Raw genomic sequence first — 13,927 nt, 5'->3', positions numbered from 1 at the left:
AGTTGCTTTTCAATACTAAAATTAATTTAGGCAATTAATAACCATAAAAAGAATGCAGTAGAGTAGAAGATTATAAGAAATAGCTCTAGTTTATATTTTTCTAACTTAGTAATGATTATCATTTTTTAATGAGTTTAATCGTTTGGGTTTTATTTTTACTATTGAATTTTATGAAATATATGCCATTACGTAAATCTGAAATATTATAAAACTCCCGAACGTTTGTGAAGGCTTTCACTTTTTTGCCTAGAATATCGAAGACTTCAAGGTTTTTAATTTCCATATTAGAACAAATGCTGAAATAGGATGATGTTGGATTAGGATAAAGTTTGAAACTTTGTGTTTCAACAAATTCATCATTTGACAATGTTGGGTCTAAATATTTATATAAATTTCCAGCTCCAAAAAACAATTCATCATCGAAAACTGTCATTTTATATACATTGATAATATTTGAATACGTTCCTGAAACTTCATTAGTGCCAGAAGTGCTTCCATCTGAAACCCACAACCGATTATTAGGACCAACAAAGTAAACTTTATTATTGTAGTTTGTCAATTTTTGAGGGTTGAGATTGCTACTCGTTATAGCGACTGTATTAACAGCTAAACCATCTGATTTCCATAACTCTGTATTTGAAGAACTCGTTGCCTTAAAGAAAAGTGTAGCATTAGAAATTTCAAAATCCTGAGGAGATGAATTTCCAGAACCTGAATTAATGTCTTTAAAGAGTTGCGTGCCAAAAACCGTTCCGTTTGTACGCCATAATTCGCGACCATTAACACCATCGTCAGCAGAAAAATAAAGTCTACCATTAAACACTTTAAACCCAATTGGATCACTATTTCCTGAAGTATTTATATTCTTCAATACACCTCCATTGCCCACTACACCAGTAGATTTATATAGCTCACCAGCTGCTCTAAAGTAAAGATCTCCATTATAAACTGTTGTATATTGAGGATTACTACTTGAAGCTCCTACTACCAAATCTTTAACCATTACAGTGCCTGAGCTAGTACCATCTGTCTTCCATAATTCCCTTCCATTAGTTCCATTGTCTGCTGTAAAGAATATCTCACCATCAAGATGAACAAAATTTGAAGGACTTGAGCTTGCTGTACCTGGATTAATATCTTTTAGAAGAACTGTTCCTGCAGTTGTTCCATCTGAAATCCACAACTCAGTGCCATTGTTACTGCCAGATAATCCATTACTAGCAGAGAAAACAATACTATTATTTAATACTGTTATATAATTAGGATTACTACTACTAGATGTTGAAGCATTTATTTCTTTAACTAGAGTTGTTCCAACAGTTGTGCCATCTGTTCTCCACAACTCGACATTATTACTTGCACTGCCGGCTGCAAAATAAACATATCCATTTAATTCTATAAATTGCGTATCATCAGTAGGAGATACGCTTGAAGCGTTTGTAACAACATTGTTTGCATTTATCTCATTTAATTTAAATGTACCTGTTTCAGAACCATCACTAAAATATGGTTCCATATTTAGTATTGAAGGATTATCATCTGCACAAAAGACTAGGCCAAAATTGGTAGCAGCTAAACTATTTGTTTTTGCATTAGAAGAAATGAATTTCACTAGCTCAACCTGAGCATTAACAGTAAAAGAAAGTAAGACTACTAGATTTAAAAAGTAATGTTTTCTCATAATAAATAGGATTTAAGTGTGATTTGGACTCAAATATATCTATCTATTATTTTGAATTAATGGACGAGTTTGTAGTTGATGATAATTGGTTTATAGATGTATGCTTTTAAGAAATAGACGTTGCTCTATGTTTAAAAATATTAACCTAAAGAAGCTAAAAATGAAGAAATTGTTTTAGTTTTTCTTGAAGATACAGGGATTTTATCCCCATTTTTCATGGTTATTCCTGATTGCAAATGACGATTAAATTCCTGAATATAATTGACATTAATCAAATGTGCATTGTGTACTCTTAAAAAGTTTGATGACTCTAATAAGCCTTCAAAATGTTTTAGGTTTTTTGAAGCCATATAATGATTGTCAAAGGTGGTGATTTTGGTATAAGAGCCATCAGCTTCACAACGAATAATATCCTTAATATCAATTAAAATAGTTGTGTCTTGATTTTTTATAGCAATTTTATCGACGGGATTATTTGATTGTAATTTTGACTTTTTTTCTGAAACCAATTCATTTATGATTTTTATTAAATCGAACGGATTGAAAGGTTTTAATAAATAAGCGTAAGGCCTGTGTTTTATTGCTTTTAACGCATAATCTTTATGGGCAGTAATGAAGATGAGTTTAAAATTGATTTCCGAGAAAAGATGTATTAAATCTAAACCTGTGCCATCACCCATTTCCATATCTAATAGTACAATATCTGGTTGAAATTCTGTAATTAAATGATGTCCAGATGACACATTATTGGCTTCTTTAAGTTCAAAATTACTTTTAAAATTATGCTCTATAATGTTTTTAATTGCTTCCCGTGCTGCTTTATTATCGTCTATGATTGCTATTTTTTTCATGCCATTATAGGAAGTTTAATAGTCACTTGATAAGCGTTATTTTTCATACCGAAAGTTAAAAAATCTTTTGAGAGTGTTTTTTTTGAATAGGTATTTATTAAACGTTGTTCTACAATAGTTGTAGAACGTGATTGATGCATACCATCATTTTTTGATGACGTTTCACCATTGTCAATGATTTCAATTTGCAATTCTGAATCTTGTTTAGCAATATTTAGTGTAATAATAGCTGGTTCTGTTTTGTTATTAAAACCATGTACAAAACAATTTTCAATAAAAGTTTGGGTTATTAATGAAGGTATTACTAGCGTATTTAAATTACTATCGCAAGAGATTTCGAGCTTTAGTGGAATGTCCATTTTTAGCCTTTGAATAGTACAATACTGTTCTATAAATTGAACTTCTTCTTTGATGGTCCAACTAGTTTCAAATGTTGAATCTAAAATATTTCTAATCATTTGTGATAAGTCAGATAAATAAGCTGCAGCCTTGTTTGGATCGGATTTGTCGTACAAAAAAGGATAAATAGCATTAATACTGTTTGAAATAAAATGTGGATTTATTTGTGATCGATGAAGAGCAGCTTTAGTATTTGCTAAATTTAATTCTGTGTTTAGTACTTTGTTCTTTTTAGTAAAATACATATATCCTACAATTCCAATACACAATAATGAAATCAAGCTTATAAGTGAATAGTTGGTAATAGCCTTTCTTTTTAAGGTCTCGTTCTCTAATTTCTGGCTTGCAATTTGGATATCTTTTCTTTGAGCTTCATATTTAATTTCAAGTTCATTTATAGCCCTTATTTGGTTTCCCTCTTTGACTTTATCGAAATACTCGACCATCTTTTCTTGGTATTCTAAAGCTAAATCAAAAATTTCAGCATGTTTACATATGTAATATGCAGATCTGTAACGTTCTGCTATTCTGTAATCACTAGGTTCTTTTGAAATGCCTTGTAGTATTGAATCTTTATAAAGTAACCCTTGTTTGATGTTTTTTTCTTTTATGTATGCATGTCCTAGTTTATTATAAAGATTATTTAGAGTAGATTCACCAATATCATCTCTATAGTTTAAAGCTTGAAAATAGTTATATTTTGCTTGAGTGATATTATCTTCATTGTAAAATAATTTACCTCTAATCCCTAAAAGGTAGGCTAATAAATCAGGTCGATTAACAGACTTGCTGTATAAAATACCTTTGTCTAAATAGAAATTTAAAGAGTCTTTAACTTGCAGGCTGTTTGGGTCATCAAATCTTTTATTTTCAAAATAATTGACCATGGCTCCATAAATATCACTTTTTAGGCTAATTGAAGCTTCAATCATTTCATTTTCTATTATTTTATAGGCCTTATCTAAATAGTACTTAAATTTTAGACGATCATCATGAAAAGCAAAAGTATTAGCTAATTTATAATAAGCCTCAGCCATTAAACTTTTGTTATTTTCTTTTTCCGCTAGTTTTACTGCGTCAAGACCATATTCAATGGCTTTGATAAGGTCATTTTTTTTAAGATAAAAGTTATTTAATCGAATTAGAGCAGGAACTAAAAGCTGCGAATCACCTAGTTGTTTCGCATAGTTGTATGATTTGAGATTATAATAAAAAGAAGAGTCTAATTTGTTTTTGAGTAGGAAAGCATGTCCTAAATTACCGTACGATTTGGATAGGACTTTTTTATCTTTATAATTTTCTGATAATTTAACAGCTCTTTTTGCTGTAGAAACCATGGCGTCTAAATCAGTTTCTTGCAGATGGTAATAGTTAGATAGATCTAACAGCAAATTTATTTTTGCACTATCATTTTTTGCCGATAGAATTTGCGCTTTTAAGACATCTAATTCTTTATTTTGGGCATAACTACTTGAAGCATTAATAAATACAGCAAAAAAGACCAAGAATTTTATAATAGTCGTCTTCAATCTGATGAAAGTTAATTAACAGATTACTAAGAGAATTGAATGTATAGGAACTGAAAAACTAATTTTCAATACTGCTACTTCTTTTTCTTTGGATTATATATTGGAAGCAGTTCTGTAGACACTTCACCAAAACCAATTCTAGTATCATCTTTTTCACAATAACCACGCATAATCACTTTATCATAATCATTGATGAATTTGCGTTCAGAACCATCTTTCATTTTTATAGGCTTTTCACCTCTCCATGTGATTTCTAACATCGAACCAAAGGAATCAGGTGTTGGACCAGAAATTGTTCCGCTTCCCATCATATCACCAGAGTTTACCGGACAACCATTGACGGTATGATGTGCCAATTGCTGAGCCATATTCCAATACATATATTTGAAATTTGATTTACTAACTGTAGTTTCTTTTGCACCTTTGGGCTTAATAGCGACTTCAAGATTGATATCAATGCCCTTCTTTCCTTTAGATTGCAAATAAGGTAGTTGTGGTTTTAATGGTTTCGGACTTTCAACTCTAAATGGCTCAAGAGCATCTAAAGTGACAATCCAAGGTGACATACTAGAGGCAAAATTCTTAGCTAAAAACGGACCTAAAGGTACGTATTCCCATTTTTGAATATCTCTAGCCGACCAGTCATTAAATAGAACTAAACCAAAAATATACTCTTCAGCTTCTTCAATAGGGATAGGTTCGCCCAAATCATTAGCATCAGTCGTAATAAAAGCCATTTCTAATTCAAAATCGACTAATTTTGAAGGTCCAAAAACGGGTTGGTCACTTCCTGCAGGAATTGTTTGTCCTTGTGGTCTATGTATTGGAATTCCTGAAGGAATGATAGAACTACTTCTTCCATGATAACCAACAGGAATATGAAGCCAATTTGGTAATAACGCATTATCTGGATCTCTAAACATCGTCCCTACATTGGTTGCATGCTCAATACTTGAATAGAAATCGGTATAATCACCAACTTGAATAGGTAATTGCATTTCAATTTCATCTAATCGAAACAAAACAATCTCCTTATGCTTTGTGTTATTTTTTAAAGTAGTGTTGTTACTATCAAATATTTCAGCAATACGATTACGGACTAAACGCCATGTTTTTCTTCCATCGGCAATAAAATCATTGAGCGTATCTTGAAGAAAAATATCATCTGTTAAGGGAATACCTTGAAAATATCCTAATTGATGCAATGCACCAAGGTCAATTGCAGTATCTCCAATTCGTGTACCAATAGTAATGATGTCATCACGAGTTAAAAAAACACCGAAAGGAATATTTTGGATAGGAAAATCAGAATTTTTTCCAACATGTAACCATGAGCTACGATCAGGATTATTTGCAGATAAAGGCATAGTCTTTAGTATTGTTTTGTTATTGTTTTCTATTCAAACCTACATATTTTTTTTTGTTTTAATTGCATAAATCGATAAAAATAGATTAAAAAACAATGTTAATAACCTGCTCATAAAACATGACGTTAAACTAACGTTTTTAAAACCTTTTCATAAGATGATTTCTTATTTTTGATAAATTTTAATTCAAATATTACTTATGCAACGCGATCAACAAATCTTCGAACTTATAGAAGCTGAAAAACAACGACAAATTAATGGTTTAGAACTTATAGCTTCAGAGAATTTCGTTAGCGACCAGGTTATGGAAGCTGCAGGTTCTGTTTTAACAAACAAATATGCCGAAGGTTATCCTGGTAAGCGTTATTATGGAGGATGTGAAGTTGTTGATGAAGTTGAACAAATTGCAATCGATAGAGTTAAAACACTATTTGGTGCAGTTTGGGCAAACGTTCAACCACATTCTGGAAGTCAAGCCAATACTGCAGTATATGCAGCTTGTTTAAAACCTGGAGATAAAATCTTAGGTTTTGATTTGTCTCATGGTGGTCATTTAACGCATGGCTCTCCAGTTAATTTTTCTGGTAAATTATACAACCCTGTATTTTATGGCGTAGATGAAGACACAGGAGTTTTGAATTATGATAAAATTCAAGAGATTGCAACTCGTGAGAAGCCACAATTAATTATTGCTGGTGCATCTGCATATTCGCGTGACATCGATTTTAATCGTTTTCGTGTCATTGCAGATAGTGTAAATGCATTGTTATTAGCAGATATTTCTCATCCATCTGGTTTGATTGCCAAAGGCATTTTGAACGATCCGCTTCCGCATTGTCATATTGTAACAACTACAACACATAAAACTTTGCGTGGACCACGAGGTGGCTTGATAATGATGGGAAAAGATTTCGATAATCCATTTGGACTAAAACTAAAAAATGGCAATCTGAAAAAAATGTCATCCCTTTTAGATTCTGCAGTATTTCCTGGAAATCAAGGTGGACCTTTAGAGCATATTATTGCTGCCAAAGCAATTGCTTTTGGTGAAGCTCTTTCTGATGATTTTATGCACTATATGTTGCAGGTAAAGCAAAATGCTGCTGCAATGGCAAGCGCTTTTGTGAGTAGAGGATATCATATTATCTCTGGTGGCACTGATAACCACATGATGCTAATCGATCTACGAAATAAAAATATTACTGGAAAAGCTGCCGAAGAAGCGCTTGGAAAAGCAGATATAACAGTGAATAAAAACATGGTGCCTTTTGATGATAAAAGTCCGTTTGTGACATCAGGTATTCGTGTAGGAACTGCAGCTATAACTACTCGAGGTTTAAAAGAATCTGATATGGAAACCATTGTAGGATTTATTGATGATGTTATAAAAAATCATGATAATGAGAAACAACTTGAAACTATTGCAGATAAAGTGAATGCAATGATGAGTGATAAACCATTGTTTTCATAATAAAGAAACACCTAGTAAAAAAGCCTTTGAAATTTTATTCAGAGGCTTTTTTTAATGTCGTATATTATTGAAATTTATTATGGTTTAATCTTCAGAAGGTACATATTGATAAGCTCCTAAATCTATATCAGGAGTTCTTGGATTATTTAAAATATCAAAAGGGACTGAAAACATTGGATTACCAATTCCTCTTGCTTCAGAACCCTCATTCAATCGTAAATCATTTTCAAAGGGCAATTTAAAATCAGGGTTATCGTTCAATGAAATGTTTTCAAAATTTATACCATCGTCAAAGTCAAATGGATTTTGACTTACTTCAAAACGAATCAAACAATCTGTAAATTTATATTCTAATTCGGCATCTGAAACTCCAGCAATATCAATTTCAGCATTATCATTTCCGTAGATGATACAATTATTAAAATTGGCTTCTTCAAGATCATTTGGTGTTATAGAATTATCTGGATTGATGTTGAAGTTATTAAGTAATACAGAAGGAAATTGTCTAAAGCTTGTGTTCCAATAATTCACTAATGTACAATGTGTGAAATTGTATTTTCCGCCTACAGTTCCAGCAAAAGAGGATTGACCAGAATTATTTATAACTAGGTTTTCTGCTAGGACAGATGACGCTCTTGCCAAAATTCCAAAATTACTAGAGTTGTAAATTTTCGAATTTCTAATTGTCAATTTATCTGTCGGAGCATCTTGATTACCTTCAGTTAACACACCAACAGTTCCATTTTTAATCGTTGCAAAATTAATTTCATTATCAATGCTTCCATTAAACAAATAAATCGTTTGCCATTGTCCTGGAATATCCTCATAAAGTGGTTCTAAACGATCACCTTCAAAAATCACTTCATTTTCTAATAATTCTTGATCGCTACTAAATGCACCATTAACTTTTAAAGACGCATTATTGGTTACTAATAGACCAGAATTGGCATGAAAATGCACGCGTGCTCCAGCTTCAATTGTGAGTACGTCACCTTCATCAACAGCTGCAAAACCATAAATTACATAAGGTTTTTCATTGGTAAACGTAAGTTCGTCATCTTCTAGAAAACGACCTTGTAATGTCGTTTCATCAAGAGTTCCGTCTCCATCAGCATCAAATGTGAGTGTTTCAATAATTCCAGTAGTATTATCTCTATCTGGAAATATAAAAACCGCATCTTTAACTAAGGTAACCAATTCTACTTTTTGGAAATTATTACCGCTATCAAATTCAATGGCATCCGTGTATAAAAACTGATTATCTGCAGCTACAACAGATTGTATGTCAAAAGTGGTTTCTATAAAAATAAAAAGACTATCCTTGGCTAAAAGCTCTACATTTTCAAAAACTTTTCCTGGCATTCCATCTACATTTAACCTGTAGTTAGAACTTTCACCTTCCGCTAATCGTACACTTGGTATAGAGATATCAGAATCACTTCTGTTATAAACTTTTAAATTATAAGTGCTCGAACCAATATTGGTAAAAACAGTATCTAAATAAATCGTATCTTTTGAAAACGAAAGATTTCCATTGCTGGGAGCAAAATCGAAGTCTTTTCGGCAAGAACTCCAAAGCATTATGAATGTTATTGTTAAGAGAAAGTAGAGTAGTCGTTTCATTAGTTGTATATATTCTTCATTTCAATAGTCACATTACAGCCATTACTAAATAACTAAACGTGCCTTTAGGCACTAAAAATATAACTTTTGGAGTCAAATTGTAGTATAAAAACTAAAATTTAGTGCAATTCGTATAATTTAATTGTCTTTTTTTGAATCCTCAATAATCTTTTGAAATTCTTGGCTACAAATTACCAGTTCTTCGAGTAAATAGACTTGTTTGTTTTTACCCAATAATTTAGAATCAATGCCTTTAGCATCGCAATAGTCAAAGAATAATGCTTGGTATTCTTTTGGAATGTTTAAATCGAAGGCAAGTAAAGCGTCGTTAAAAAAGCGATCTTTTTCGAAAAGTGATTTATAGTCCTTATAGGTAATAGGAACAATTGGTTGCTCTTTAGTCTTTTTACTTTTGAAAAGGCGACCAATCATACCAGCAATGGCAATAAAATCGATATTTCCACTTGATGGTGGCGCATATTTAAAAGCATTCCGCTTTATATCTTCTTTAAGTTGTTTATTGACTTGTGTAGCCATTTTAATCGAATCAAATTTCCGTTCACGTTGATCCCTTAATAGCACTGCGTCAAGTTCATTTATTGTTTTTTTGACCTCTATGACAACCACATGATTAAAATCTTCGGCTTTAATTTCTACAAATGTTTTGGTATGAAAGAGAGAACTGACATAGAGCGTGTCTTTTACCTTAGCTTCAATTTTAAAATCACCTTCATCATCGGTATAGGTCATGATATTTTGAGTAACATTAACAACTAATGCACCTTTGACAGTTGTTTCGGCATCGTACACTTTACCATTAATATTTTGAGATAAAACATGAATTGGTAAGAGTAATAAAATGAGAAGGACGCGTTTGTTCACGAAAGAATATAAATTGGTTTGATATTCAAATTAAGAAAAATTGAACGACACTAAAAACAAGATTAGGATACTTTAACACCATTTTTAGCTGAAATCATTGAAATAAATCAATAATGTCTTGTGAAATACGAGCCGGTTTATGTGTTTCATGTGACATTAAACACCATACAGTTTCGGAAGAACTCAGTAGTTTAGTGGTTTTTTGATTGTAAATTTCAACCATTCGAGTCGATCTAAATCCTTCAGCTTTGGTGACATAAGTTTTTAGTTGTAACTGGTCACCTAAAATGGCTTCAGCTTTATAATGAATATGGTGACTCAGCATCACCCAATAATAATGGTCTCTTATTTTGGTGGACGTTGCATCAATCCAATTTTCTTCAGCAATATCTTGAACCCATTGTACATATCGTACGTTATTCACATGATTACGAGCATCTAAATCTTCTAATGTTACTGTGATGTTCTTTTCAAATATTTGCATACTATTTTTCAAAAACTTCAACTTCAAATAATTTGTCCCAACGTTTACCTGTGACAAAAATGGTTTGGGTTTCAGGGTTATATGCAATACCATTTAAGACATCTAACCCTTGATGTTGTGTGACTAACTTGCGCAAGGGTGAAAAATCTACAACACCTTCAACAGCTCCATTTTTTGGGTTAATAATAGCAACACCATTTTTCTGATAGCGATTTGCATAGATTTTTCCGTTAATCCATTCCATTTCGTTAATCCCAATAATTTTACCTTTATTAGTATATACTTGAAGTTTAGAATCTTCTGTGAGTGTTTTAGAATTTAGAAGCCAGATTTGTTCTGTACCATCAGATTTGTAAAGTGTTGTTCCGTCATTGCAAATTCCCCATCCTTCTTTACTTTGTCCATATTTAAAACTACTCGTTTTTTCAAAAGTATCGATGTCATAAACAAAACCTGTGTTTTCTCTCCAAGTTAATTGATAAATATTATTGTTTAAAATAGTTAATCCTTCTCCAAAATAGTGTTGCGTTAAATCCACATTCTTTAAGACTGCACCAGTTTTATAATCTACTTTTCTAAGTTTTGATTCTCCATATTGACCAGTGCTTTCATATAATTCGCCATTATGAAATTCTAAACCTTGAGTATATGATGTAATATCGTGAGGATACTCATTAATTACTTTAAAGCCATATAGTTTAGGAAGTTGATTGTTAAGAATTGTGAGTTTAGTAGTTATGTCTTCTTTCGAATCATTATAGGATATAGTTGCTGTTAGTGTCTGGATTCCTAATTTTTCATTACTTAAATCAAAGGTTTCATTTACGGCTATTCCATTTAATGAATAGGTAATGGCAGTAATGTCCAACTGATTCGGATTATGAATTGAAAGCTTGATCGTTTCTCCCAATTGTACAACATTATCTTTTGCATTTGTTGCAATTGAAAAGTTATTTGTTTTAGTAGCTGAATCTCCACAATTAATTAATATAAGAGATAATGCTATGAGAATGAAAGATTTAAATGACGACATTATTTATCAAATTTTGATGCAAGTTATTTAATAAAATTCGGTTTAAAAAATCATTGTTAAATCCAAATTATGTTTTAGAACGACGTAGCGATGTGAAAAATCACAATAAACCATGATTTTTATAAGTTTTAGCATAGTATTGCTATGTTTAGACTTAAAAAAATAGTAAAACGAAATGTTTTGCAGTAGTTTTTTGCAGTAGTAGTTTTTCTGAAATATATTTTGGGTTATAGTATTAAAAGATTGTATCTTTGCAGTCGGCAAGTCCTACACAACCAGCTCCTGCTTAATCCTCCAGGTCGGGAACGAAGCAAAGGTACGCGGTCGTAGCGGTGTGATGTAGGTAGCTTGCCTTTTTTTGTACCCGAAATTTAAATTTTTTTAGCGAAGCACATAAAAATATTTTATTTTGGAATCCCAATGTAGATAGGGATCTTCTCAATTGAATTTCTAATTTTCCTTTTCCTAATTATATTGTATTTTTAACTCCAATTAGTTTATTTAATTTATGTCTAAAGTTGTATTAATAACTGGAGGTTCTTCTGGTATAGGAAAATCTATAGGAGAGTTTCTAACTTCCAAAGGTTTCGAAGTTTTTGGCACAAGTAGAAATCCAGATCGCTACACAGAATCTAAATTTAAACTTGTGGCACTAGATGTTGCCGATACAAGGTCTATAGAAAAGGCAATTAAGACTGTTATAGAAACTTCAGGTAAATTAGATGTGCTAATCAATAATGCAGGTGCTGGAATCACTGGACCTATTGAAGAAATTCCAGATGCGGAAATCAAACGTAATTTTGAAACAAATTTCTTCGGTCCAATTAATGTGATTAAAGCAGTTTTACCTCAAATGCGTGTGCAAAATTCTGGATTGATAATTAATATAACATCAATTGCAGGTTATATGGGATTGCCATATCGCGGAATTTACAGTGCAAGTAAAGGTGCATTAGAATTGATTACTGAAGCGTTTAGAATGGAAATTAAAGACTTTAATATCCATATGACCAATGTTGCTCCAGGAGATTTTGCAACAAATATTGCAGCTGGTCGTTATACTGCTCCTATTGTAAAAAGTTCACCATATGAAAGGGTGTATAAAACAACTCTTGATTTAATGAATGAGCATGTAGATCATGGTGAAAATCCAGATATTATGGCCAAAGTAGTCTACAAAGTTATTAATACTCCAAATCCAAAAATTCATTATAAAGTTGGTGCGTTTATGCAAAAGTTTTCTATCGTTTTAAAACGAATTCTTCCAGACAAGGTTTATGAAAAAATGTTGATGAATCATTATAAGCTTTAGCATTGGTATGTTTTTTGATGATACGTTACAAATCTCATCATTATGAAAATACGAATACCTCTGCTGTTTGTTTTGTCTTTATTCATGCTCACAAGTTGCGATAATATTTTAGAATGCGCCTTTAATAAGCGGCCAGAAATTCATGATAAAACATTTAAAGATGGGATAATTGGAGTGTATTACTATGAAGAAGTGACTACCGAAATCAACAATGAACCAAGAGATAATGATTATGGTTATAATTATGATTTTTATGGTGAACTACCTAATGGTTTGCAAATGGTCACAAATTATAGAACGGTCTCTTTTGAAGGGACTCCAGAAGTAGCTGGCACTTTTAATTTTACTTTATATTTGTATGTTGATCCTCCTTTGAGTTATGACTATGATTCAGAACAATACGAAGATAGTTTGTGTTCTGAATCGACTTCAAAAGATTTTACAATAACAATTTATTAATTTATAATAATGTATAATTTGTTGATATGTTTTGAAAAAAAGATATCATTTAAGCTCTGTTAAAGTTGTAATTTCGTGACTAGAAATAATCAACATGGTTTCTTCTTTTCTGTAACGGAATCAGTATTATCAGAGGAAACAAAAACACAATTTATATGAAATTTTTTATTGATACAGCTAATCTTGCTCAAATTAAAGAAGCTCAAGATATGGGTATTTTAGATGGAGTGACCACAAATCCATCACTTATGGCTAAAGAAGGCATAACTGGTCATGACAATATTATGAAGCATTATGTTAATATCTGCAATATAGTAGAAGGAGATGTTTCTGCTGAAGTAATAGCAACAGATTTTGAAGGTATGGTTAGAGAAGGAGAAGCTCTAGCAGAACTTCATGACCAAATTGTTGTCAAATTACCAATGATAAAAGATGGTATTAAAGCTTGTAAGTATTTTAGTGACAAAGGCATCAAAACTAATGTGACTTTGGTGTTTTCACCAGGACAGGCTTTATTAGCTGCAAAAGCTGGAGCAACTTATGTGTCTCCATTTATTGGTCGTTTAGATGATATATCAACTGATGGCTTAAATCTTATTGCAGAAATAAGAATGATCTATGATAATTATGGTTTTGAAACTGAAATTTTAGCTGCTTCTGTTCGTCATACAATGCATGTTATAGATTGTGCTAAACTTGGAGCAGATGTAATGACTGGACCTTTGAGTTCAATTGTTGGATTATTGAAACATCCATTAACTGATATAGGTTTAGAAAAGTTTTTAGCAGATTATAATAAAGGAAACTAAACGTTACTTTTTACACAATAAGACACT

At 31.8% G+C, this 13,927-nt stretch carries 12 protein-coding genes and 1 other RNA gene; 5 read left to right on the top strand and 8 right to left on the bottom strand.

What is annotated here, in order from left to right; translation table 11 throughout:
* Positions 1 to 118 precede the first annotated feature (118 nt).
* From VOI25_RS04435 to fahA, 4 genes are all read right to left on the bottom strand, one after another.
* Positions 119 to 1,681, bottom strand: a complete 1,563-nt coding sequence (locus VOI25_RS04435) for an ELWxxDGT repeat protein (protein WP_323787781.1) — start codon at positions 1,679 to 1,681, stop codon at positions 119 to 121.
* Positions 1,682 to 1,821: 140 nt separating this feature from the next.
* A complete protein-coding gene (locus tag VOI25_RS04430; protein ID WP_323787780.1) occupies positions 1,822 to 2,532 on the bottom strand; it encodes a LytTR family DNA-binding domain-containing protein in 711 nt (236 codons plus the stop codon).
* Positions 2,529 to 4,460: a sensor histidine kinase gene (locus VOI25_RS04425; RefSeq protein ID WP_323787779.1), complete on the bottom strand. Its 1,932-nt coding sequence runs from the start codon at positions 4,458 to 4,460 to the stop codon at positions 2,529 to 2,531. The genes VOI25_RS04430 and VOI25_RS04425 overlap by 4 nt, the downstream gene beginning before the upstream one ends.
* Before the next feature lie 74 nt (positions 4,461 to 4,534).
* On the bottom strand, positions 4,535 to 5,827 hold the full coding sequence (gene fahA / locus VOI25_RS04420) for a fumarylacetoacetase (protein ID WP_323787778.1): 1,293 nt from the start codon (positions 5,825 to 5,827) through the stop codon (positions 4,535 to 4,537).
* 199 nt (positions 5,828 to 6,026) lie between these two features.
* Here fahA and glyA point away from each other — a divergent pair, with 199 nt between their 5' ends.
* The gene (glyA, locus tag VOI25_RS04415; RefSeq protein WP_323787777.1) at positions 6,027 to 7,298 is read left to right on the top strand and encodes a serine hydroxymethyltransferase; all 1,272 of its coding nucleotides are present in this window, start codon (positions 6,027 to 6,029) and stop codon (positions 7,296 to 7,298) included.
* Between the two features lie 84 nt (positions 7,299 to 7,382).
* On the opposite strand, the gene VOI25_RS04410 is transcribed toward glyA, so the two are convergent.
* The 4 genes from VOI25_RS04410 to VOI25_RS04395 form a co-directional block, all read right to left on the bottom strand.
* Complete coding sequence (locus VOI25_RS04410; RefSeq protein ID WP_323787776.1) at positions 7,383 to 8,921, bottom strand: hypothetical protein; 1,539 nt, start codon at positions 8,919 to 8,921, stop codon at positions 7,383 to 7,385.
* A 138-nt stretch (positions 8,922 to 9,059) separates the two neighbouring features.
* On the bottom strand, positions 9,060 to 9,803 hold the full coding sequence (locus VOI25_RS04405; RefSeq protein WP_323787774.1) for a hypothetical protein: 744 nt from the start codon (positions 9,801 to 9,803) through the stop codon (positions 9,060 to 9,062).
* A gap of 94 nt (positions 9,804 to 9,897) precedes the next feature.
* Positions 9,898 to 10,287: a thioesterase family protein gene (locus VOI25_RS04400; protein WP_323787773.1), complete on the bottom strand. Its 390-nt coding sequence runs from the start codon at positions 10,285 to 10,287 to the stop codon at positions 9,898 to 9,900.
* A gap of 1 nt (position 10,288) precedes the next feature.
* On the bottom strand, positions 10,289 to 11,320 hold the full coding sequence (locus tag VOI25_RS04395) for a glutaminyl-peptide cyclotransferase (RefSeq protein ID WP_323787772.1): 1,032 nt from the start codon (positions 11,318 to 11,320) through the stop codon (positions 10,289 to 10,291).
* A gap of 258 nt (positions 11,321 to 11,578) precedes the next feature.
* Here VOI25_RS04395 and ffs point away from each other — a divergent pair.
* From ffs to fsa, 4 genes are all read left to right on the top strand, one after another.
* Positions 11,579 to 11,677: signal recognition particle sRNA small type (gene ffs, locus VOI25_RS04390), an RNA gene on the top strand.
* Between the two features lie 151 nt (positions 11,678 to 11,828).
* On the top strand, positions 11,829 to 12,632 hold the full coding sequence (locus VOI25_RS04385) for an SDR family oxidoreductase (RefSeq protein ID WP_323787771.1): 804 nt from the start codon (positions 11,829 to 11,831) through the stop codon (positions 12,630 to 12,632).
* A 42-nt stretch (positions 12,633 to 12,674) separates the two neighbouring features.
* The gene (locus VOI25_RS04380) at positions 12,675 to 13,091 is read left to right on the top strand and encodes a hypothetical protein (protein ID WP_323787770.1); all 417 of its coding nucleotides are present in this window, start codon (positions 12,675 to 12,677) and stop codon (positions 13,089 to 13,091) included.
* Between the two features lie 155 nt (positions 13,092 to 13,246).
* Positions 13,247 to 13,900 carry a fructose-6-phosphate aldolase gene (gene fsa / locus VOI25_RS04375; protein ID WP_323787769.1) on the top strand — a complete coding sequence of 218 codons (654 nt, stop codon included), beginning with the start codon at positions 13,247 to 13,249 and terminating at the stop codon, positions 13,898 to 13,900.
* Positions 13,901 to 13,927: the final 27 nt, after the last annotated feature.

The organism is Psychroserpens sp. (assembly GCF_034670085.1).
In the GTDB taxonomy this organism is placed as follows: Bacteria; Bacteroidota; Bacteroidia; order Flavobacteriales; family Flavobacteriaceae; genus Psychroserpens.
Note: the sequence above shows the minus strand (reverse complement) of the source record. Positions and strands in the feature narration are given on the sequence as shown.

What these genes read in the sequence shown, in the direction of transcription:
- fsa (WP_323787769.1), top strand. Translation starts at nt 13,247, where the DNA reads ATGAAATTTTTTATTGATACAGCTAATCTTGCTCAAATTAAAGAAGCT.
- VOI25_RS04400 (WP_323787773.1), bottom strand. Translation starts at nt 10,287, where the DNA reads ATGCAAATATTTGAAAAGAACATCACAGTAACATTAGAAGATTTAGAT.
- fahA (WP_323787778.1), bottom strand. Translation starts at nt 5,827, where the DNA reads ATGCCTTTATCTGCAAATAATCCTGATCGTAGCTCATGGTTACATGTT.
- VOI25_RS04410 (WP_323787776.1), bottom strand. Translation starts at nt 8,921, where the DNA reads ATGAAACGACTACTCTACTTTCTCTTAACAATAACATTCATAATGCTT.
- glyA (WP_323787777.1), top strand. Translation starts at nt 6,027, where the DNA reads ATGCAACGCGATCAACAAATCTTCGAACTTATAGAAGCTGAAAAACAA.
- VOI25_RS04430 (WP_323787780.1), bottom strand. Translation starts at nt 2,532, where the DNA reads ATGAAAAAAATAGCAATCATAGACGATAATAAAGCAGCACGGGAAGCA.
- VOI25_RS04395 (WP_323787772.1), bottom strand. Translation starts at nt 11,320, where the DNA reads ATGTCGTCATTTAAATCTTTCATTCTCATAGCATTATCTCTTATATTA.
- VOI25_RS04435 (WP_323787781.1), bottom strand. Translation starts at nt 1,681, where the DNA reads ATGAGAAAACATTACTTTTTAAATCTAGTAGTCTTACTTTCTTTTACT.
- VOI25_RS04380 (WP_323787770.1), top strand. Translation starts at nt 12,675, where the DNA reads ATGAAAATACGAATACCTCTGCTGTTTGTTTTGTCTTTATTCATGCTC.
- VOI25_RS04385 (WP_323787771.1), top strand. Translation starts at nt 11,829, where the DNA reads ATGTCTAAAGTTGTATTAATAACTGGAGGTTCTTCTGGTATAGGAAAA.